The sequence below is a fragment of the Halobium salinum genome (assembly GCF_026586625.1).
GTDB classification, from domain to species: Archaea; Halobacteriota; Halobacteria; order Halobacteriales; family Haloferacaceae; genus Halobium; species Halobium salinum.
In genome coordinates, this window is the sequence record NZ_JAODIW010000005.1 from 354,356 (window position 1) to 375,861 (window position 21,506).

Here is a 21,506-nt window from a genome sequence, read left to right on the forward strand (position 1 = left end):
TGATTTCGTTCCTCTCAGTACCCGGTCCACCAGAGGATCACGACAGCTTCAGCCCCTCGCCGAGCCTCGCCTCCCACCCGAAGCCGAGCTGTGCCTCCGTCCCGCCGTCGACGACGGAGTTCAGACCGAGGTACGACTCGTCCACCACGAACGCCGCCGGGGGCAGGTAGCTGTTCACCCCGAGGTACGTGTGCCCGTCCAGTCGGCCCCACGGCGACAGCGGAACGATCCGTCCGACGGTGTGGGCCGGGCGCTCCTGATCGACGATCCGTTCGACTACTCCACGGGCTTCCTCGCCGACAGTCGGCGCGAGCACGACGACGAACTCCTGTGGACAGCAGACCAGGTCGCTGAACGGTGCAGCGAGCGGCCCGTCCGCGAGGTCCGACTCGCACACCGCTCGCTCTTCGCCGTTCATGGTCGCTCTTTCCGCCCGTTCTCCGTCGACGACGTCGCCATACTCGACGAGCGAGAAGAAGGTGCCCGCTCCCGTGGACTCGCTCCCGTCCCGCACCACCCCGCCGCCCTCACCATCACCGCCGTCGCTCCACGGAGCGACGGCCCAATGGACGGGCGTCGGCTCGACTCCTCCGAGGTAGATCTCGAGCATCCGTGCGAGCCCCCGCCTCGTCCCCCGTTGCTTGAACAGGATCGGCGCCTCCGAGACGAGTGTCCGCTTCGACGCGTCGGTCCACGCGTCGTCCTCGGCGGTGGCGAGCCACGACCCCAGCCACGACAGATGCGGCGCCGGGATCGAGTCCGGATCGAGGTACTCGGTCAGCGTCTCGATCCCGTGGTCGACGTCACCGAACGTGTCCTCGAAGACGGAGAGGAAGCGTTCGAGGAACTTCGGGTCCTCCTCGTCCTCGACGTAGATGGTCGGCAAGTACTCCAGGTACGACTCGTGTGTGAGCGAGGTCTTCAGCGAGGTGACGCTCGGCGACGCGTACTGGGTTCCGACGAGGTCGATCCGGATCCAGAGGTACTGTCGGCCCTTCGCCTTCACGAGCACGTCGGTGGGGTTCGACTCGCCGACCGGAGTCCACCTGACGACGCCGCCGTCTTCGTCCTTCGCGTCCCTGCAGTCGTCCGGTTCGACGTTGCCGTCCTCGTCGACGGGGCCCTCAGGTGCGACGTCACGATCGGTCACCGCATACCGGAGGTCGACGCGCGTTCCCGGCGGCTGGTCTCCGAGACCGAGGGCGATCCGGTAGTAGGTCGCCCGTATCTCGCCGAAGTCGAACCACGTGTCGATACTGCCCGTGTACCCCTTCGGTCCGCGCAGGACCGTCTCCGTCGGTTCGAGGACGTATACGACCCACGCCCGGTCACCGTTCGTGCGCTCGTCACCGATCGCGTAGAGCTGTGGTCCCGGGTCGTCGCCGCACCCTCGACGCAGCGCACGACAGCTCCGTTTGAAACTCGAGAGCGGCTCGACTCTTCTCTCTCGCCAGGTGTATCGGTAGAGCGTCTGCTCACCCCCTGCGTCCGGGACGACGCCGATGATGAACTCGCCCGGTTCGACCGCCTCGATGCAGGCAGCCGACGCGGGGAGTTGACGCGGACTGACCGTCGTCGTCCCGGCGTCGACGCGTTCGACGTTGGCACTTCCTTCTCGGGTGACGACGGCGCGCCCGATGAGCACCGGCCGACCCTCCTCATCACCCTCTCTGGTGTCGGTGGGCCTGTCGACGTCGAGCACGGTGAGCGTTCCCTCGTCGTCGACGGTGAGGTCCCGTGGTCGCTGGAGGCCCTCGACGACGACCGTCGCCGTCCCGGCAGCGTTCATCCTCGCCACGAACCCCGCACCGACCTCGGATCCGCGGTCGAGCACGTAACACCCGCCCTTCGGTCCGCGGACGACCCTGATCGGGTCGCTGAAGCGTAGGCTGTCCGCGCTCTCGACCACCCAGCGCGTCTGCCGGAGCCGTACGGACAGCCCCTGGACATACGCCCGCCGACGACCGCGGTCCTTTGACTCACTATCGACCCCGTCGATGTCGGCCGACGCGGTCGGCTCCCCCGCCGGGTCTATCTGCCCAACGACGTACACTGTCTCGTCCGTGACGCAGCACGCCGTCGGCCTCGCGCCGGGGTCGAATCCGAGGCCGTCACAGGCCAGTCGCTTGAACGGCACGCCGGTGCCGACAGCACGGTGGAGCGCGCCATCCGCCCCGAGCGCGTACAGCGTCCCCCGGCAGTCGACGTCGACGTCGAGCGGTTCGCCGAGTTCCCCTCGCTCGACCGTGACGGGTGCGACGTACGTCGCCGTGAACTCCTTCTCGAGTGTGATTCCCTCGTCCGTGATCGCGAGGTTGTCGGTCTTCCAGCCTTCTCTGTCGCCGACCTGCCAGGCCTCCCACTCCGCGCGGGTTCGGGTGTCGACGACGGTGAACTCGTCCATCCTCACGCCTCCCGTCCGCACTGGGACGCTCGCGGATCGAACTGCGCGGTGACCGTGTGCTCGACCGGAGTGGGCAACTCCTCGTCGTCGATTGCGACGCCCCCGTCGGCGGCGACCTCGCGATCCGGTGGCGGACGGATGTCGAGTCGGGTCACGCAGTCGACGCCCCGAACGCCCTCGATTACCTCGTACAGTTCCGACGGGTAGACGTCGCGCCCGAACGGCCAGCCGTCACCCTCGAACCCTCTCAGCGGGTCGAGGAACTCGTCCAGCGCCTCCCTGACGGCCTCTTCTCGGTCCGTGACCCCGAATCCGGCGTCAAGGCGAACCTCGACGGTGACGCCGATCTCGACGTATCTAGGGGCCTCCACGACCACCCGGTCGGTCACCAGCCGGTGGCGGTCGAGGTGACGCTGGACTGCCGCGCGGAAATTGTCACTCGGTGTCGGCCGCGACGACCGGGAGTACGGAACGACGACGACGCGGACCTGGTGGTGGGGTTCGCAGTAGCCGGGATGCACCTCGCCGGTCTCGTCGGTCCCTCCACCGGCCCCGTCCGTGCTGCTGCTCTCCGCTTCTGGCTTCTCCGCTTCGGTGTGCGAGCCAGGGACCCCGGGCTCGACATCGTTTCCCGTTCCGTGTCCACACCCCGAGTCGACCACGGGAGACCGGGAGGGCCGCTCAACCGCCTCCATCGTGACGAGCCGTGCGGCCGCCCGTCCGAACCGCAGTCCTGGTGTGTGGGTCGCCACGTGCTCGTAGTCCGCAAGTGAGACCATCCGGTACGGTTCGAGTCGATCCTCCTGTAGCCGGTCGAACGCCTCTTCGACGGATTCGGCGTCCACTCCACCGGTCGCCGCCGCGGGCTGTGTAACCGTGAGGTGTCCGAGATCCGCCTTCATGAACTGTCCGCTCACGCTTCGGCACCCCAGCACTCCCTCGTCCGCATCGACGCCGGGGAGCAGCGGCGCCGCGAACGCCCACGTCGTCGAGGGGGGAAGGTTCCCTTCGACGCCCCCGCCGACGACGTACCGCGTGGTGGTGATTCGTGCCCCCTCCGGTGGGAGTTTCCCCCGCGAGCCGTCACCGAACGTGACCGCACCGCGTGCTGGGTCCAAAACGAAGACCTCGTCGCGTGGACCCGTTCCGTCGAAGTCGTCCCGCTGCTCCCAGTCCACCCCGTCGACGAGGACCGTGGGAGCCGAGTCGTCGTCGACGAGGAGCGTCGTCACCCGCTCCCTGCCGACGTTCACCTCCGCGGCGAACGGTGGGGGGAGCGTGAATCCGAACGTCTGGTCGGGAAGCCCTGTCGACCTCGCCCAGTTTCCGCTGGGGAACCTACCACCCGTCGCGTCGTCGTTCGTGGATTCGAGGGGCTCGGGGTCCCCCTCGCGGTCAACGGTCCAGCGATGCTCGACGCGGACGATGTTCAGTTCGATCGAATCGATTCGTGGGGAGATCTCGTACGTCCCCGTCTTCAGGACACACCGGATCCACTGGTGTCTCTCGTCGCGTGTGAAGAGGTCGACCGGCTCCTTCTTCCAGTTCTTTTCGGGATACTCGAGGACGATTTGTCCGCTCCGGTAGAACCGGTTCACCAGTCGGTCGGCTCTCGTGTCGTCGTTCGCGACCGTCATCGGTTTCCAGACGCCGTTCACAGCTCCGTTCGATGCCTCGCCGTCCTCCGGAACGTAGTGCTCCCACTGCACCTCGACCGGCGGCTCGAAGTCTTCCGGCTCGGACCACGAGTCCGCGCTCGCCCCGTATGTCGCCGGTTCGGGGAGGTCCACCTCGTGGAGTCGGACCGCGAGCGAGAGGTCGATGTCGCCGGCGAATGGGTCCCCCTCGAAGCCGAGGTAGAGTGCGCTCTCTGCGGTCGCCGACTCGTCGAACGGGGCGAAGTGCATCCCGGGCATTCGGTTCGCGGCCGAGTGGTCGATCCGACCGCGGTCCCCGTCGGTGACGACCCGCGCGAGTCGCGCCGAGGTCAGCCTCGCGTGTTCCGTCGTCTCGAACCCGTAGGTTCTGTCGGCGTCGTCGGTCGCGTAGAGCTTCGCCGACGGCTCGATTTCGATGTGCCCCACCGTTTCGGGAAGCGAGACGTTCAGGTCGACAGTCGCCGGCCGCGGTGGCCGGGGCTGCTCGCCCAGCAACGCGAGGTACTTCAGCCGGTGGGCGTCGGTGACCCGGTCGAGCTGGTACGTGTACGTCTCGGCGACCCACGCGAGGAGTTCGAGGAGCGTGATTCCGGGGTCGGAGGCGTTGTGGTCGGTCCACTGGTCGGCGTAGACCGGGATGCGTCTCCGTGCGTCGTCGACGATTTCCTCGTACGTGCGGTCGTCTAAATCCGGTATCTCGAGACTCATTTCGTCACCTCGTTCGCGTCGGCTCCCGTGCCCGTCTCGGGGTCGCCCCCGACCGCGACGTCGTGGCTCCCGCTGAACACGAGCGTGTCGGCGGTCACCCGGGGCAGTCGGTCCTCGTCGCTCGCGACGACGTGATTCCGGTCGCTCCCGCTGAACGTCACGACGAGTCGCGATACCCGGTCGACACCCTCGACGCGTTCGAGCAGGGCGTAGAAATCCGAGAGACAGGGCAGGTCGCCGAAGGCCCACCCCGACCCGTCGGGGCCACCGGTCAGCGGGTGTAAGAACGACTCCAGTCGCCCGGTCGCGCGCTCTTCGACCGCGGCGACGCTCGGAGCGCCCTCGTCCACCACGAGCGTCGTCCCGATACGCACCGCGAGGTAGCTCGGTCCTCGGACCACGACCTGTTCGGGCGCCACTCGCGTCACCGGCGCGGGTGCGTACGTCCGCAGCGTCTCTTCGACCCGTCGCCGGACCTCCGGCGACAGCGTCGGCTTCGCCTCGCTCGTCCGTGGGACCAGGAGCACCGTCACCCATCCGGGACGAGTCGTCCCGGCCCGGTCCATCCCCGGGATGCACCGCACTCTAGCGAGTTCCCGCGACGCTGACATCGAGAGGCGTTCGAAGTCCGCGGCCGTGACCGCCCGGTTGCGGTCTTCGAGGGTCCGCGCCGCGCGTTCGACCGCCCGTCTCGTCCGCTCGGCGTCGGCACCGCCTCTCCCGGCGTCCGGGTTGGTGACCCCCTCGACGTAAGGGAGTGCCGTGACTAGCGCGGCGACGGTCTCCGCCGGGACGTTCCCGTCGACGCCGCCGCCCGTCCGGTAGCTCGTCTTGACGTTGTCCTCTCCGATCGGTGGGATGGCCCCGCTGTCCCCGTCGCCGAACGTGAGTCGGCCCTCGGTCCGGTCGACGACGTAGTGCCGGTCGTCGGCCGTCGACTCCACAAAGTTCTCGACCGCCGTCCACCGGACCCAGAAGGCCGTCGTGCCGCCGTCCTCTTCGGTCCGCTCGTCGACCGCCTCGGGGTCCTCCTCCGTCAGCGCCTCGCGTTCGTCTACGGTGCGTGCCGGCAGTTCGTCGACCCAGACGGCCTCCTCGATCACCGGCTGATTGCCGAACGCGAACGTCTGGCCGTCCGATCCGTTGCTCGACCCGAGGACCTCCTCGGACACCGTTCGGACGTTGTCGGCCCATCCCGCGTTGAGATAGAGCCCACGCGCACGGAGCGTCGGCGGCGTCGTCGTCCACTGTGGGCTCGTCGCCAGGACTGCCGGTTCGAGGGGCTCACAGACTCCTACTTCGCTCGCCGTCGGGACGCCGCTGACGGTCGCACCCCTCTCGTTCGTTCGAGACTCGGCAGCCGCCTCTGCGGTGTCTCCGAACAGCGTCTCGACGTCCGGCGTCTCGAGCGCGACGGTTCCTGAGACCTCCTGGTCCGTGGTCAGCTCCGTCCTCACGACGAGCGTTCCACCCGGCGGGACGACGAACTCACCCGGGGTCTGAGTCTCGGCCCGGCCGTCGAGGGGTCGTCTCCACCTGTCGACGACGAGCGTGTAGCCTGCGAGCCCGAACGCCTGGTCGGTCGTGTTCTCGACGCGGAACTGCTGGTTCTCGACGTCGAACAGGATTCGGAGCGCCTGTTCACCGCCAGGGACGTCTCTCGCATCGCCAGCCGTCACGTCGACATCGAACTGGCTCTCGCTCACCAGCTGGGCGCGGACCCAGTGGCGGAGCCGTCCGAACCGCTCGAACGGCTCCGTCGCCTCGGGGAACACGAGTCCGACGATGCCACGACGGGTGAGGCCCTCCGTTCCGTCCTCGGTACTCAGTGGTTCCCACACCTCACCGCCGGGGTCGTCTGGACCGGCCGTCATATACTCCCAGCGCGTCCGCGGGTAGAACCCGATCGGGTACGTCTTGTCCACGGCCGAGAACAGCACCTGTATCGGGCCGTCGTCGAGCGGACCGTCGAACCCGAGGTAGAGCGTCTCCTTCGGGTCCTCGACGAGTCTGTCCGCGACCTCACTGAACGGCTGGACCTCGGTCGTCACGTCCGGCCGTAGCGTTCGTGCCTCGTCGAGTCCGTACGACCCACTGTTGTGTGTGACTACGTGCTGTGGGACTACCTCCAGCGTCCCGGTCGAACCCACCTGTGGACTCTCCGCGCCATCGGTGCCACCGTTACCGCCACTACCGTCGCCACCCCCGTTCTCGCCGTTCCCATCTGAGACCACCGCAAGCGGTGGGTAGTCGATGGTCAGTTTCTGGAACGCGGGGACGGCCTCGTGGATCATCTCCCAGATGACTGGGTCGTCCTTCCCTGGGTTCACTTGCTGGTTGTCGTCGGCGTAGAACAGTCCCGTATTGAACTGGAGGTAACCGTCCTCTTGGACCCTGGCTCGTATCCAGTGGTGCTCGTGACCGGAGACGGCCGCGGGCTCGGTGTCCGTCGGGACCTCGAACTGGACGTATCGCTCGTCTCCATTCCACAGTTCGTCCTCTTCTAATTCGAGGTACGTCCATCCCGACCCGTTCCAGTACTCCCACGAGAGATCGATGCTCCGCGTCGTATCCTTAGGGTCGAAGGTCTCGGGCTCCGGAACAGCCGGTAGCGGGGCACTGTTTGTCTGCATCCCTTCGAACGTCAGCTTCACCGTCATCCCTTTCTTCGAGAACGCCTCGTCGGAGGCGACGTAGAACGCATCGAGCGGGAGCGGCATCTCGCCGAACGGGTAGAGGTTCGGCTCGTCTGAGCCCTTCGTCGGCAGCGGCACGTCGTTGGCGAAGAGCATGTCGGCGAGGAGAACCGGAGCGTTCTGTGAGTCGGTCCCCCCGTCGGTGGTGAACGAGCCAGCGTTGGAGTCCGCCCCTCCCTGCGAGCCTGCACCGATCCCATAGCTGACCAGCGAGAGTCCGACCGACGAGACGCTTGTTTCGTACAGGTCCGCGTCGAGGCTGGCCGGTGAGCTGCACCGAACCCATCGCGTCTCGATCTCGGTGACCCGCGGCTCCGCCCCTGCCGGAGTCTCCTCGACGGACTCCTCACTCACCGGAAGCGTGGTCTCGACGAACTCGCTCTCGGGTTCCAGTTTGAACCTGAGGACGACGGTATCGCCGGACGTTTCAGGACGGGGTCGACGGGGAAGCGCGTGCCACCCCTCGACCGACTCATCGTCGACCAGCGCCGTGCCGTAGTACTCCCATCGGAGCGTGTCGAAGGCGTCCACGTCCGACCCCTCGAGTCGAAGCTCGAACTCCGTGGTCGGCGTCAGCGTGAAGAAATCGGTGTGGCCCAGGTAGAGCACGTGTTCCTGAACGTTCTCTCCGGTGAACAGCTGTGTCCCGTCACCCGATTCGAGCTGGGTCCCGTGTTCGAAGATTGCGTCGTCGTCAGGGCTGACACTGTACACCGCGTCGAGACGTGCCGGCGTCGCCTCGAAACCCATTCCCTCGGGAACCTCGAACACCCGTTCCGTCCCCTCTCCGTCGGGCGGAGCGACCGCCTGCGTCCCTGCGGAAATCCGAACGTTCTCCGCGAGCCCCTCGGCGACCTGGAAGACGAGCGGGAGCCGCGCGGGCTGGGGAGGCGCCCTGTTGAACCCGAGCGCGTCGAAGAACGCCACGCGGTGTTTCTCGGGTGCCCGGTCGAGACGGGTGGTGACGTCGGCAGCGACGTCGGCGAAGAGACGCAACATGGCCGTCCCCACGTCGCCCTCGTCTGGGTCCCACTCGGGCGTGTAGCTCCGCGCGCGCTCGATTGCCTCCTCGAGTAACTCGGCTCGTCGTCGACCGTCGATGGGGGGTGGTGTCGGCTCCGTCATCGGTCGCTCCTTCGCCGGTTGTGTGTCGAACTGCGTTGTGGGTCACTCATTGATGTAAAACGGGTAGACGAGGTTTCCCTCGACGTTGGTCTCTCGGATGCGGTACTCGACGGAGATGAGGAGCTTTCCGACGCTGATCTGCCCGGCTGAGACGTCGACGTTCAGCACCTCGATTCGAGGCTCCCACTCGAGGAGCGCGTCCATGACGCTCGTCTCGATCATCGTCAGCGTCGCCATGTTGACCGCTGCGAAGACGAAGTCGTGGATGCCGCAGCCGAAGTCCGGTCGCATGACACGCTCACCCTTCGCGGTCCCGAGGATAATCCAGATGGCCTGTTCGACGTCCTCTTTCGTGACCGCGACGGCGATGTCTCTGTCCCTGTCCGGCTCGACCGGAAACGCCCATCCCGTTCCGAGGAAATTCTCTTTCGTCATCGTCGTTCTCACCCGATTATCACCGTCGGACACCCCATGGCGATGGTGTTCGGCGGGCCAGCCTCGGGGATCACGTCTCCCTGTCGAGCGGCCGGGAGGTTGTTTATCAACACCGTTGTGCTCCCCAGCGTGACGACGCCCCCGACGTGTGGGGTGGCGGCTGGAGGCGGGAGAACGAGCGGACAGGTGTGCATGTCGGCGAGCGCCCGCCAGGCGGGTTTCCCACCGATGAGGACGGTCGGACTCCCCGGACTCCCGGTGAGCGGTGTTCCGTGGCTCGTCTGATCGAGTACGCGTGCAGCTGGTGGCATGGTTGGATTCGTTGTCTCCTCAGTTTATTTTCACGAGTGAGCCTTTCAGCGTCAGTATCCCGCCGGCTTCGACGGTCACGTTCCCCGTTCCCTTGATGGTAATCATCTTCGACTCGACGTTGACGTTCAGGTTACTCTTGATGTTGATATCCCCGGGAACGGATTTGAACTCGATCGTGTTCTTTCCCGTCTTGTCCTTGAGCTGTATCTTCTCGCCGCCAGTCGAATCGTCGAGAACCACCGAGTGACCGGCATTCGTCTTGATTTCGACCTTCTCGGCGCGTTCGGTATCGTCAAGCGTTATCTCGTGACCGCTCCGCGAGCGAATCTTCCGGATGTTGTTCTTCCCGTCGGCGTTGTCCACGGGGGGCTTCTCGGCGGCGCTCCACAGCGCCCCGATGACGTACGGGTAGTGGATGTCGCCCTGCTCAAAGGCGACGAGCACCTCGTCATCGACCTCTGGGAGAAAATACGTCCCCCGGTCTTTTCCCGCCATCGTCCGGGCGGTGCGTGCCCAGAAACTCTGTTGGTCCTCGTCTCGCCACGGGTAGCGGATCTGGACTCGTCCCATCCCTTCGGGGTCCTTGTTGTCGGTCACGATGCCGGTGGCGACGCCGCGGATGCCCTCCTCGGGCGGCTCCTCGGTGAACTCGCCGAAGCTCATGCGCTCGCCCCCCGAACCTGAAACGACGTGACGTACCCGTCGGTCGAGAGCCTGTGCTCCGCGCTCTCGACGTAGTACAGGCCGTTGAACTCGCCTGTCAGCCCTTCGAGTTGGACCGTGATGCCTGCAACGAGTTCCGGGATGCCGATCGTCTCCCCGCTCCCACGGAGGCGGTCCTGTCTGATGCGGACCGCTTCGGCTTCGGCCACCCGGTCGGCCTCCCGTTTCGACTCTACCGGCATACGCACGACCCGGGGATCCCCGCTCGGTTCCTCTCCCGACGCCCGTCCCACGATCTCCTCGCGGCCGTTCCGGTCGCTCCACCGGACGACAACCTCGCTCACGTCGTTCGCCTGGTTGCGCTGTGGGGAGAACGACAGGAGTGACTCGCCGTACGCGAGCGTCAGGGTGGGCGGGTCGTCGTCGTGCGGCGCCCGGAAGTAGAACTCGTCGCGATGCGTGAACACCTCGTAGTTGTACCGCCGGGCGCGCTCGGTGAGGAACTGGTAGTCGGACTTGTTGTCCTGGATGATCCGGGTGAACTCCAGCTCGGTGTCGTCGATCGTCGTACCACCGAAGCCGTAGCTTCCCCGGTCCAGGACCTTCTGGACGACTGCCGCGTCCGTCACTCGGTCCTCAACTGTGTCCCGGTCCCACGTCTTCGTCCGGTTCCCGACCATGAGTTCGTGGAGGCGGCCGTAGCCGCTCACCTCGATAGTCGGGACGCCGCTCGTGGGAAACGACGGCTCGGCCGACTGGACACTGCCGAGGAACACCGGTTTGAGTGTATCGGCGTATCCCATCGAGATTTCGACGGGGCGGTCCCTCTCGAGGCTCGCCCAGTCGATCTCCTCGAACTCCCGGCGTTCCAGGTCGAACGGGTGGGTGAGCGTGAACGAGAATCGATTCGCCCCCTCGACGCTCGTTTTCACCGACAGCTGTGCGATCTCTCCTGTGGCGTCGGTGTAGGTCGTCCCCGACGTCGCGATCTCGAACCGTGGGACATAGAAATCCTCGTACGTGCCTTCGATTGGCTCGAACGTCATCTACGACTCCAGTGTCGGGACCACGAGCAACGCTCCCGGGCGGAGGGTCCGTGGGTTGTCTATCCCGTTCGCTTCAGCGATCGCACGCCAGCGCGTCGGGTCACCGTACTCCTCGTCGGCGAGCACCCAGAGGGTCTCGTCCTCGGTCACGCGGTGGAGCTTCGACTTGTCGGGCGAACTTCGGGGGTTCTCCTCGCGCTGTCGCCTCGGCGGTTTGTACTCTTGGAACGTGACGTCCATTCGCGCACGAACCGGGACACCGCTGTCGAGGAACATCGTGAAGGTCGTGTTGGCACTCTGGAGCAGACACGTGAAGTCGAGCGAGCCCCAGACGAACCGACAGACGGGCGGCGCGTGTTGGGCCCCATCGACTTTCAGGAGGTCTCTCAGCTTCTCGGTGTACTTCCGAACGTCCCGGTTCTTCTCCTCGTAGGCGTCGAAGAACAGTTCCATGGAGAGCGTCTCCGACTCGCCGCTCCCGAACTGCGTGACGGGGGTCGTGAAGCCGGGTATCGACTTCTCGACGAACGTGACGGACTTGTTGAGGTTGTACTCGGTCGGGTTGAACTTGACGGGGACCTCCGTGCCGCCGGCGATGATAACGGCCTTCGCCAGGTTCGACGTGGTCGGAGTGGACATCGCGCTCAGCGCCCCCGTCGTTCGCGTTCGATTCGGAGTTTCCGTTCGAGCCGGTTGAACAGGTGGTCTACCAGTCGGTCGATCGTCGGATCCGCTGCCATGTGACGGTCAGTCAACGCTTCCAGGGCAGATATATATTGCTCTTGTGAACTGTCAGGTTCGGGAGTCGAACCGGCCGCCGTAGCGGGACGCTGCTGCGTCGTCGTCCGCCCCGGACTGGCTCGCTCGTTCGCCGCGACGACTCCCGGACGCTCTCCGTCGGAGAGGTGTCGCTCCCGTCTGTGGACGAGTCGGGGGCGGTCACTGGCTACGGTGTCGCCAGTTGGTGGTGGCGCGGGGACGACACTTCGCGGTGACTTCTGCGTGGGCGCGTCGGGCGACTGCTGTCGGAGACGCGACTCGTCGCGTGAGTCGGACGCACCGCGCTCGCTCCCGTGTCTCTCTGGCGGGCCGGCGGTTCCTCCGGCCGCGAGCTGCAGCCGCGTTTCCCGCATTACCGTCGGTGGTCCGCGGCGTGTTTCGATCCGTTCGACCGCCTCCCGGGGCGGCGAGACGACGGTTTCGAGCCCCGGAAGTCCCGAAGCCCCCGACGACACCTCGCGGAGGACCTCACGAACCCTGCGCTCCGACGGGTTGTCGGCCGGAGCGAGCGCGGGCGACTGCTGGCCAGTCTCGGTGTCCGACGGCCGTGGTCGCGTATCCTGGAATCGGGTGACTACCTCGAACGAGTGCGGGTCGTCGGCACGACGGTTGAGGCCCCTCAGTGCTCGTGTCGCTCTTCCATGGTCAACGGTCGGGTAGTCGTCGGGACGACCGAGACGATCTCGTCGTCTCGCCACCTGGCGTTGAAGATGGGTCACGGGCTGTGCCGACCCATCACCCTGTCCTCCACCCTCTCGGCCCGAGTCCGAGTCGATATGGACCGACTGCACGACCGTTCGTGGTTCGTCCGGCTGGACGGCCCGCGGTCCGTTCGTCTGAACGATTCGCGCCGTCTCTGTCCTGACGACCCGTAGCGAGTCCCGTCCAGATGGCTGTGGTGCGCCCGTCCTCACGCCCCCGACGGGGGACTGGGCCCTCCTGTGAATTCGGGGTGGGAGGCGTCGAATAGAGAGGCCGGTCTCGAAGTCTGTGCGTCTGTCGTATCGGACGGAACCGGGTGGCCTCGTGTCGGTCTCCTGTCCCGCTTTCTCGTGGGGTCGTCCTTCGCTATCGTGCCACGTCGAGCCTGGAGCGCGTCGCTCTCCGACGGTTCTCGAGCTCTCGGTCACTGTGTCGTCGGCTCGGGCGCGACGGTACACCCACCGTCCAGAGAGGGTCGGCGCGCGCCACGGGCCGCTGGAACCCTTCAGTGGGGCGCGAGCGGGCCGCTCGTCCCGTTCCGTTCGGTCGAGATAGCCGAATGCCGTCGGTCTGTTTAGTCCCTTCCGTTCCCGGTCCGTGACCCCGGAACCACGCTCCTCGACGTACCGTGAGACGAGGTAGGTGGGCCGCGGGAACTGCTCGGCCACGAGTCGCGTGATTCGCGGAGGGTGGCTGCGAGTCCTTCTCGTCGCGGGGCTGTCTGCCTCCCGCCGAGTGTCCGTTTCGCGTCGTTCGACAGCCTGCTGGGTCGAGTGGTGATGGTGTAGCTCCCGGACGTACTCGGTTCGTTCCGTGACGGTGAGCGGCTGAGCGAGGAGATACGAGAGTGTCAGGAATCGCCAGTGGCCGCCGCCCAGTTGCGTGTCTAATATCCCGGTGAACGGAACGAGGCGACCGATGCGATATCGGACCGCCTCCGGACGCCCGTCGAGCGAGACGCGACGCTCGTCCACCCCCCGGACGAGGGTGATTTGTCGTGCGACGCGCGGAAGTTGGATGTCGTGGTAGTCTTCTGGCATGCTTTCGCCCTGTGGTAGACGAGTACGGCCCTCGACGTGGACTCACTGCACCCGGCTCTCCCGTGGACGCTACCCACTACATGTTGAGCAACGGCCAAATACACTTCGGGTCGTCCGGTTCACGACCGGTTCCATCACTCAATTACTGGATGACAGTCGACGACGACTGTCCGCTTCTCTACACACCCCACCGCACGGTCGCTCGAAGTCCGGGTCATCTGGCACGACCCACTGTCTGACGAGCAAGTGGCTAGCACTCCCTCCTCGACCTGTTCGTGGTAGTCTCGTCCGGATCTTCGTGCCGCCAGTGGGTAGACTCTACCTCTATCTGTACAGAACTGCGACCACTCTGGTCGTGTGCGTGTTCGCTACAGATCAGATGCCACGACGCGGGATTGCGCTTCCGAGATATCTCTCCTTGAGTCCAGCAGTTAGAACGTCGGGAGGTCAGCGACGCGGAGTGTTCGCTCGACCACCTGACCGTTCTCAACGGCCTGTACAGTCGGCATGAGGAGCTTCCCGCTCAAGTTTCCGCGCCGTCTCGAGTTCGACGCGGACGAGGTCTCCGACCATCCGTCCTTCCCTCCACTATAGGCCGACCTCGACGTACTGCTTCGAGATAGTCCGCCGGGCTCTCGAGACGTTCAGGTGGTTTTTTTCGTTCCGTCGTACGCATAGTTTTCGTGTGGGCTCGTCTCAGGCGTTCACGTTGCTCGATGTGCGAACGTCCGAATAGTCAGCGCGTTCCTCCCTCCCGAAGGCTATTCTTGATGTTCGTCTCGTCTGTGGGGTCGTCACAGCAGTGAAGCCCGATAGACTCGAGGACAGTGACGATGAACTCGTAGTTCGCGACGCGTTCTTCGGGCGTGAGCGTTTGCTTCTCTTGATCTTTCCGGTGGATGAGTGGTGTTTCGATGTTGATGTACCTCGGCGAGGGTGTTTTGAGCATTTTGCTGCCAGCTCCCAACAATATTTTTATAATATTGAACACAATCTTCGATATCTCAACGAACGTCCGTATGTAGTCGCCGAGAAGGGCATCGCCGTGCTCTTGTAATCTCTCCAACGCCCTGTACGTCTCCATTATCGACTGGATTTCCTTCGCCATGTCCCCTTGCGCTTTCGCTGCCAGTTTCTGTCGACGGAACTCGGCGACCAGCGATTTGAGGTCGGCCTCTGCAAGGTGAACGAAGAGCGTGGAGAGGTCGAACTCGGATTCCGAGCTAGGCCTCGTTGGTGGTTCTGACTGGAGGACGACGTTGACGTCTTTCTTGCTCAACTCCTGATAGTCGTTCTCGTCGGTGACCCAGACGACGTTGTCGGGGTTTTCCGGGTCGCCGATGTGACAACGACTCAGATCTGTCGAGACGCACCAGCGGAAAATATTCGTCTTCCCCGACGCGCCGATATCGAGGTCTTTCCGGGCTTTGCTCCCGACCGTTTCGTCCAGGAGCTTCTCCAGTTTTTTCTTAATCCCGTCGGACTGTTTCTTTCTGGCTCTGTGTGTCTTGTCCGTTCCCGGCTTCTCGAAGTCCTTCTGCAGATTGCTCAGGTCGACACCTTCTTTCGCTTTCTGCTTGTGATACTCTTGGGTGTCGATTAGGTCGTTGTTGTGGAGGGAGACGACAGGTAACGAAAACGAGTCCGAGCACTCGTTGAGTGTAAGGAAGAACTGGAGCTGGGTGTACCGCTCTATGTCGCTTTCACTCTTCGACGTACGTAATTGATCCCGCTCCGCTTTGCACTTCGCCTCGTCTTTTAAACACTGTTCCGCGATCGTTCTCGGGAACATGGCGTTCGGGTCCACCGACTTCCCGCTTGCGAGTCGTATTTTGCGAGTTCGTTTGTTCGACGGTATCGTGACGAGATTGTACGCGCAGCGTGCGTGCATCTGCTTCGCTATCTCGGGTACGTACGGTTCGTTGTTATGGATGACCACCAGACACGCACACGGACTCTCGCCTTTCGATTTCTGGAGTGCCATCTTCGGTCCGGCGGCAGCCGTGCCCGGTTTCGGCTTCTGCTCGTTCTCCTTCGACTCCGGTTCCTTACGTCGAATCACGGACGGGGTGGTGTGACCGCGCTGTTGGACGACGTGTGTGAGTTCGTGCGCCAGCAGGTGTGTCCCGCTCGCCGTCTCTGGTCGATACGCCCCGTCGCGGAAGACGATGTCCCGTCCGAGCGTGAACGCCTGCGCGCCGACTGCACGGGCGGCCTCGTCGGCCTTCGAATCGGTGTGCACGCGAACGTCGCCGAACCCGTATCCGAAGCGCGGTTCGAGGGACGACCGGGTCGACGCGGGAAGTGGCTGCCCGCCGCTTCGACTCTCCTGAATCAGCGTCGTCGTCTCGGCGTCCACCGAGGGTGTCTCTGCCGTGGCTGCCGTCCGCTGGAGTTCCACTTCACACTCCGGACAGTCGAGGGGCTTGCCCTGTGCGTGGCGCTTCTGACACCGCGGACACATGCGCTGGACGCGCTCGAGAGACGCTGTCGTCGATGATGTCTGTCGGCGAGTCGGGTCCGGGGCGCTTGTCACCGCTCTGGCGACCCGCTCGGCCTCGCGCTCGTAGCGGTCGTTCGGCGGACCGACCTCAAGCTTTGGCTGGACTCTCTCCTGGGCCAGTCGCTGGATGGCCTGGTTGCCATGGGTCTGCTGGAGCTGTTGTAGCGGATGTTGCCCCGTTCGGCGTGACGTGTCTGCTCGTTGGATCGCTCTCTCACCGGACTCAGCCCGGGTGTGCCGTCTCGGTTGATGCGCAGGCGTCGGCCTCCGGCTCTGTCGCGTCTGTTTGCTGTCTTGGTTGATTGTTCGGGTGGACATCTCGTTACTCCGGGGCGACTCGAAGGGCCGCGTCCGTGCGACACGCGACCCTTCGTCGACTTCGCCTGCTGACTGACGTAGTCGTTTGCCGTCCACTCAGTGACAACACTTCCCTGTCTCACTCCCGCGTCGATTCGTTGGGTGCGTTGTCCGTCGCTGATGTTCCTGTTCGGTGCTGTCTCTCTCGATTGTTGGCATCTGGTTGCTCCAGAGGGGGAGTGCAGTCGTCTTCGTGTCCCGGCACGACTTCCGTCGTGTTCGGTGCCGTCCAGACCACGTCGTTTGCTGTGTTCAGATGAATTATATTTCATCTGCTCCACACTTGAATCTGCCGCCGCGTCGGAACGAGCTCCATCGGCGATCTCGCTCGACACGCTGCGACGGAGGCACTTCTTGCTGGGTGATTCGGATCTTCGGGAACGCGCTGCAAGCCGTCCCGACGACGCGTTCCACCTTGACGGGACTGGGCGATCGTGCCTCTTCTGGTGGCTCGCGGCTCCTGGTGTGCTGCTCCGTCCGTCCGACTTGTACGAGTCGGTGTGTCGACGGTACCCACACCTCGTCCGTGGTGGCACACTCGAGGACTGAATTACGGATGTCGCGTTGCTCTTCTCCGATAGACGGTTGCTTTTCGGTGATGCACCACGTTCTCACGTTTCGTCTGTCCGAGCCTTTCACTCGCGACGAGTGAGCCACACCACGTGAGACCCGATGAACAGGTCCTCGCCTCTCTCTTCCCGGAGCCTGCTGGTTCACTCGTTGATCACGACTTGAAGTCGTCGAGATGGCCGAGCCACTCCGCCTCGTCATCGGGAGCGCCTTTCCGTTTGGCGAACAGATTACGTGTCCTGTCGATGTAAATGTCGTATCTCGATGCGGGACCCGGCAGTGCCTCCTTCACCGTGTGCGGATCGACGCCTTGTTTCTTGAGCCAATTTGCCTTCGGCTTCTTCAATGAACCAACTGGTTTCGGCACCTCCATCGACTTGTTGTGGACGAGGACCCCGCGGTCAGAGACGAGATACGTGTGCGGTTCGGCCACTTCGATGTTGTAGACCGTCGCGGAATCGCGCACCCGTTGGAGCGACTCTATTCGAGTGGTTTCTCCCTCTCCAGTTAACAGCTGATCTCCCGACCGGAGCGCTCCGGCCTCTTGCCATCCTGTTCCCGGAACCCAGAACGGGTGTTCCGGGCTACAGCTAATGGTCATCGTCCCGATCTGGATGGTGACGAGAGAAGGCGCGGTGTGGATAAACCTCCGTACGACCTCTCGGTCGGATCTCTGGTTCGATATCGGGTCGTAGGTCCTGATGACGTCGCCCGGGCGGAGGGTCTCTATCGCTCGTTTCCCATCGGGAGTTTCGACTAGCGTCCCTGCGACAAAGCAGCCGCGGCGCGGGGGCGGACCCAACCCAACTTTCTTTTTCAACCAGTCCCATCCCCGACTCGCCTTTTTCCCTACCCACCGGCCAAGTCTGGATTTTGCGATTTTGCGGCCGGCTCCGACGATTCCCTTGACCACCAGCTTTCCACCCTTCCCGACGTACTTCGCGACGTTTCCCACCCCGGGAATGGCGAATATTCCTGATGCGATCCTTCCTAGCACGCCGACTTTCTCCCCCGTGACCGGGTTCTCGCCGGTCAACGCGGTGTACACGTCTTTGACGTTGCTCACGCCAGGGATGAAGTCGGTCGCAATATCTCCCAGCGTCGTTAGGATTCCGCCGGAGTCGGACTCCTCAGCTTTCGCTGGAGTACTCTCCGGGACTTCGGCTTCGGTCTCTGGCTCCGGTTTCGGCTCCGGCTCGAGCACGGGTTCGGGCACGGGCAGTTCACCTGCTATCGGTCCTACCTGACCCGACTCCAGGTTGAACGGCTGCTCTCGAATCGGTTCGGGTTCTATCGGTTCAACCGTGTCCGTGACGTTCACACTGACCGATGAGAAGCGCTCACCGAGCGCTTCGATGCCGCCCGGAACCATCGCGACGTCCACACCGGGACCCGCGACGACCGATACTTCGAGCGAGTTAGTTCCCGCGTCCCACTGTGAATCGACTTGGAGCGAGACATCCCTCCCGGCGGTCGGCTGTGCCTCTGCGACGATGGTTCCTTCGACTTCGATGGAGATGCGGCCGCTCGACTCGTCCATGTTCACGTCGATACGCGGGCCGGTCGCTGGCATCTGTGCCGGTGCGGCCGGGTCCTCGCCCGTTCCATTCGCGCGCTGAATCCGTGTGTCACTGGCATCCTGCTGAACGACGTGCGTCAGTTCGTGCGCGAGCAATCGCCTTCCGTCGCTCTTCTCTGGCCGGTAGGTATCCGACCTGAGGACGATATCTCGACCCAGCGTGAACGCCTGTGCGTCGACTGCTCTGGCTGCCTCGTCAGCCCGCCTCCCGGTGTGGACACGGACCGTGCCGAAATCACGTCCGAACCGCGGTTCAAACTCCGTCCGCACCGCATCTGGAAGCGGCTGTCCGCCACTCCGACTTTCCTGAATCAGGCTCGCGGTCTCTGTGTCTACCGCAGATGTCGTTGCTGTCGTCGCCGCTCGCTGGAGTTCCGCTTCACACTCCGGACAGTCAAGGGGCTTGCCCTGTGCGTGGCGCTTCTGACACCGCGGACACATGCGCTGGACACGCCCGTGGGGTCCCGTCGTCCGAGTACCGTCCGACAGACTCGAGGACGCAGTCGTGACCGCTCTGGCGACCCGCTCGGCTTCACGCTCGTACCGGTCGTTCCGCGGGCCGACCTCGAGTTTCGGTTGGATGCTCTCCTGGGCCAGCCGCTGGACGACTTGGTTGCCGTGTGTCTGCTGGAGTCGCTGGAGCGGGTGTGTCCTCGTTCGATGTGAGGGGTGCGTTCGCTGGTTCCGTCGCTCGGCGGACTCGTTTGGTCGCTTCTGTCGCGTTCTCTTCTTGTGGATCGACCGGCTGTGCATTTGCTTACCCTATCTCTCTCACATCAGCTCTGTACTGGTCCCTCTCAGGCTCTCGTCGGCCCACTGTTCGGCGAGCATTTTGCCGGCAGTCACGTGGATGACCCAGCCGAACGGGTGGACGTGTGTCACTGTCTCCTCGTTGGGGCAGAACGTCACCTCGCCGACCGTGATTCGTCTTGCTCCCGATGCGATGGCGATGCCGACACCCTGTTTGACCAGTGCCCGCTCCTCAAACGTCGCCTCGTCGCTCCCCGCCGCGTCGCGTTCGTTCTGGTGGAGGGCGGTGATGCTGCGCGCCCGCATAAGCCGGTTGGGCTACGCTCGGCGTGGTAATAACTGACACTGAATACGACGAATCGGGAGAGTGTCTGGCCGACCGAACTCAAGGTCTCATGTTACGTTCGGCTCGCGACCCTGGGAACGCCGTCTCGCTTCAGGTCAGCGTCGAACCTGTCTGTCGGGCGTCTCTCATCCGTCTATCTCTCGTCGACGATGACATACGTATTGAGGCTCTCGTGCTGGTACAGGTCATCGCTCTCTTCACCACATTGTACGTAGTAGTCCAACCACTCCGGCTGGTGTTGGAGCCGGTCGTGTCCCTGGTGGTGTCGCCGCGTCTCCACGGCACAGAGGTTCTCGTCGCTGTCGACGCCTGCGAGGAACAGGGGGTGTATGTGATGCGCATCGTAATACTCAATCGGATCGGAGTTGGAGAAGCAGGCTTCTGGTGGGGGAAGCATCGCCTCTCGCGCTTCGTTGATCCTGTTGTTGAGCCGTCTCTGAGCGCTACCCCGTGGACCGAGGCCGTAGAGGTCGCGTTCTGACGACTTGATACGAATGGGCCCGACGGGACCGCCAAACACGTCGTACGGGTTGGGAAGCTCGATGGGCCAGCTAATCAGCAGTTCGTCGCACGCCTCCTTCTGCCACCGCGGGTCGAGCGGCAGCGGTCTGGGACCGTCTCCCGGCTCGGGTTCCGGGTCCGGGTCCGAATCCTCTGCTGGCTTCGTGATTGGCTCGTCGAGTCCTGCTTCGATGCCTTCGAGCAGGTTGTCCACGAACTTGAATGCGATCACAGCGAACACTATCGCGAGTATGGCTAGCACCAGCACGAGTCCGACCACCAGCGCGAGCTTGAACCCCGCGACGCCGACAGGAGCTACGAAGGCGACTCGCTGCACGTACACATCACTGAAGTTCAGCTCCGGCACGGACAGCTAGTCGGGAGCCACAGACGATACCATCTGACACGTCTGCTCCAGTTGCTGTACCTGCTCAGGGTGAGGTCGACGATCGACGACTCGGACATCCGGTGCCGTAGCGCGTTTAATTCCTGTATGGTGGGATACGCTTCGACTTCGAGCTGAGTTAGGAGCTGGTTCGCCGCCGTGTGGATGCCCGCTCCCACGACACTTCCCAGGTCGAGCTCTGCACCGAAGTCGAGCAGACTGGCCTGAATCGATCCTTGTCTCGCTCGTGACCGAACGGGAACCGGCGACGCATCCGTCACCGCTCGGAGATCGTCACCGCCGTCCATGGCCTTCCGCGCGATACCACATCCGCCCGGGCGCTGTTGCACGACGTGTGTCACCTCGTGGGCGAGGAGACGCAACCCCGTCTTCGTGTCCGGTCGATACTGTCTGGGCGCGAAGTAGATGTCACTCCCGCGAGTGAACGCTCGTGCGTTCAGGGTCGTCGTGAGTCGCCCTGCCCTGGGGTCCGAGTGCACCCGTACGTCGTCGAACGGTCACCCGAAGCGTCCCTCGAAGAACGTCCGGACGGCTTCGGGTAACGCGTGTCCGCCGCCACGTGCGTCGAGCCGTGATTCGGCGTCCGTCGACGACCGACTCTCCGAGGGTGTCGACGCCCGACGAATCTCCGGTGAGGGTTGCGCCGCTGCCGGCCGCGCAACTGGGGAGAGGGTGTTACTCGTGACCTGCTCGGCGACCCGCTCGGCCTCGCGTTCGTAGCGGTCGTTCGGCTTTCCGACCGTCAGTTTCGGCTGGACGCCCTGTACCAACCGCTGGACGTCAGTTCCCGTGGGTCTGCTGGAGTCGCTACAGCGGGTTCGTCTGCACCCGCTGTAGCGAGCCCGCCTGCCGGGTCTCTCGTCCGCCGAACTCGTCACGTCGTAGCAGCCGTAATTTCCCTCGTATCACCCGGGTGCACATTTCG

Annotated in this window: 12 protein-coding genes and 1 pseudogene; all 13 read right to left on the reverse strand. The window is 64.3% G+C overall.

Going from position 1 to position 21,506, the window contains the following annotated elements; translation table 11 throughout:
• Positions 1-37: 37 nt before the first annotated feature.
• Complete coding sequence (locus tag N5095_RS03075) at positions 38-2,404, reverse strand: phage tail protein (protein WP_267620945.1); 2,367 nt, start codon at positions 2,402-2,404, stop codon at positions 38-40.
• Between the two features lie 2 nt (positions 2,405-2,406).
• A complete protein-coding gene (locus N5095_RS03080) occupies positions 2,407-4,770 on the reverse strand; it encodes a baseplate J/gp47 family protein (RefSeq protein WP_267620947.1) in 2,364 nt (787 codons plus the stop codon).
• The gene (locus N5095_RS03085) at positions 4,767-8,591 is read right to left on the reverse strand and encodes a baseplate J/gp47 family protein (RefSeq protein ID WP_267620949.1); all 3,825 of its coding nucleotides are present in this window, start codon (positions 8,589-8,591) and stop codon (positions 4,767-4,769) included. Before N5095_RS03085 ends, N5095_RS03080 begins: the two co-directional genes overlap by 4 nt.
• 42 nt (positions 8,592-8,633) lie before the next feature.
• The gene (locus tag N5095_RS03090; protein ID WP_267620951.1) at positions 8,634-9,026 is read right to left on the reverse strand and encodes a GPW/gp25 family protein; all 393 of its coding nucleotides are present in this window, start codon (positions 9,024-9,026) and stop codon (positions 8,634-8,636) included.
• Between the two features lie 8 nt (positions 9,027-9,034).
• Positions 9,035-9,337, reverse strand: coding sequence for a PAAR domain-containing protein (locus N5095_RS03095; RefSeq protein WP_267620953.1), 303 nt, complete (start codon positions 9,335-9,337; stop codon positions 9,035-9,037).
• A gap of 19 nt (positions 9,338-9,356) precedes the next feature.
• Entirely contained in the window at positions 9,357-10,001 is a 645-nt protein-coding gene (locus N5095_RS03100; protein WP_267620955.1) for a phage baseplate assembly protein V, read from the reverse strand.
• On the reverse strand, positions 9,998-11,047 hold the full coding sequence (locus tag N5095_RS03105) for a phage late control D family protein (protein ID WP_267620957.1): 1,050 nt from the start codon (positions 11,045-11,047) through the stop codon (positions 9,998-10,000). The genes N5095_RS03100 and N5095_RS03105 overlap by 4 nt, the downstream gene beginning before the upstream one ends.
• Entirely contained in the window at positions 11,048-11,686 is a 639-nt protein-coding gene (locus N5095_RS03110; protein ID WP_267620959.1) for a CIS tube protein, read from the reverse strand.
• Positions 11,687-14,305: 2,619 nt separating this feature from the next.
• Positions 14,306-16,390 (reverse strand): eCIS core domain-containing protein, encoded by a 2,085-nt coding sequence (locus N5095_RS03115; protein ID WP_267620961.1) that lies wholly within the window; start codon positions 16,388-16,390, stop codon positions 14,306-14,308.
• A 763-nt stretch (positions 16,391-17,153) separates the two neighbouring features.
• The gene (locus N5095_RS03120) at positions 17,154-19,331 is read right to left on the reverse strand and encodes an eCIS core domain-containing protein (protein WP_308203520.1); all 2,178 of its coding nucleotides are present in this window, start codon (positions 19,329-19,331) and stop codon (positions 17,154-17,156) included.
• An 18-nt stretch (positions 19,332-19,349) separates the two neighbouring features.
• A complete protein-coding gene (locus N5095_RS03125) occupies positions 19,350-19,634 on the reverse strand; it encodes a cupin domain-containing protein (RefSeq protein WP_267620962.1) in 285 nt (94 codons plus the stop codon).
• 173 nt (positions 19,635-19,807) lie between these two features.
• Positions 19,808-20,542 carry a hypothetical protein gene (locus tag N5095_RS03130; RefSeq protein ID WP_267620964.1) on the reverse strand — a complete coding sequence of 245 codons (735 nt, stop codon included), beginning with the start codon at positions 20,540-20,542 and terminating at the stop codon, positions 19,808-19,810.
• Positions 20,530-21,063 (reverse strand): annotated as a pseudogene (locus N5095_RS22485) (eCIS core domain-containing protein); the annotation flags it as partial. The gene N5095_RS03130 and the pseudogene N5095_RS22485, both read right to left, overlap by 13 nt.
• Positions 21,064-21,506: the final 443 nt, after the last annotated feature.

Excerpts from the sequence above, each read along its gene's own strand:
- N5095_RS03075 (WP_267620945.1), bottom strand. The coding sequence starts at position 2,404 with ATGGACGAGTTCACCGTCGTCGACACCCGAACCCGCGCGGAGTGGGAG.
- N5095_RS03080 (WP_267620947.1), bottom strand. The coding sequence starts at position 4,770 with ATGAGTCTCGAGATACCGGATTTAGACGACCGCACGTACGAGGAAATC.
- N5095_RS03085 (WP_267620949.1), bottom strand. The coding sequence starts at position 8,591 with ATGACGGAGCCGACACCACCCCCCATCGACGGTCGACGACGAGCCGAG.
- N5095_RS03090 (WP_267620951.1), bottom strand. The coding sequence starts at position 9,026 with ATGACGAAAGAGAATTTCCTCGGAACGGGATGGGCGTTTCCGGTCGAG.
- N5095_RS03095 (WP_267620953.1), bottom strand. The coding sequence starts at position 9,337 with ATGCCACCAGCTGCACGCGTACTCGATCAGACGAGCCACGGAACACCG.
- N5095_RS03100 (WP_267620955.1), bottom strand. The coding sequence starts at position 10,001 with ATGAGCTTCGGCGAGTTCACCGAGGAGCCGCCCGAGGAGGGCATCCGC.
- N5095_RS03105 (WP_267620957.1), bottom strand. The coding sequence starts at position 11,047 with ATGACGTTCGAGCCAATCGAAGGCACGTACGAGGATTTCTATGTCCCA.
- N5095_RS03110 (WP_267620959.1), bottom strand. The coding sequence starts at position 11,686 with ATGTCCACTCCGACCACGTCGAACCTGGCGAAGGCCGTTATCATCGCC.
- N5095_RS03115 (WP_267620961.1), bottom strand. The coding sequence starts at position 16,390 with ATGTCCACCCGAACAATCAACCAAGACAGCAAACAGACGCGACAGAGC.
- N5095_RS03120 (WP_308203520.1), bottom strand. The coding sequence starts at position 19,331 with ATGCACAGCCGGTCGATCCACAAGAAGAGAACGCGACAGAAGCGACCA.
- N5095_RS03125 (WP_267620962.1), bottom strand. The coding sequence starts at position 19,634 with ATGCGGGCGCGCAGCATCACCGCCCTCCACCAGAACGAACGCGACGCG.